Annotated in this window: 1 protein-coding gene; it reads left to right on the top strand. The window is 48.9% G+C overall.

Annotated features, from left to right (window positions below; translation table 11 throughout):
• The coding region (locus AMS66_RS33085; RefSeq protein WP_201782139.1) for a fibronectin type III domain-containing protein at positions 1-423 on the top strand (423 nt) is incomplete at both ends.

The raw sequence follows: 423 nt of genomic DNA on the forward strand, positions 1-423 counted from the left end.
CGACGCTACGAAATACGAAGTGGAAGCCGATGGTGTGGTAGTAGCAGTGAACGATCCTTCATACTCGCATAGTAGTTTGTTCGCAGGAACAGCACATAAATATCGCGTACGTGCGCTGACCAACACCAATACGAGTGCATGGACAGCCATTTTAACGCAAAGCACAATCCCAGCTTCAGTTAGTGGATTGACTATTAACACGGTAACAAATGCAGCAATAGCATTGAAATGGAACGCGGTAACCGGAGCAACGGGATATGACCTGGAGATTGACGGCACAGTTGTTGCTGTTACTGGCGTTGCCTACACGAAGAGTGGTCTCGCAGCAAATGCAGATCATACCTTCCGCATCCGTTCGAAGAATGCCGCTGGAGTAGGGGTGTGGAGTGATTTGGTCAGCGGAACTACGCTATTGAATACACC

The organism is Paenibacillus xylanivorans, from assembly GCF_001280595.1.
GTDB lineage: Bacteria > Bacillota > Bacilli > Paenibacillales > Paenibacillaceae > Paenibacillus > Paenibacillus xylanivorans.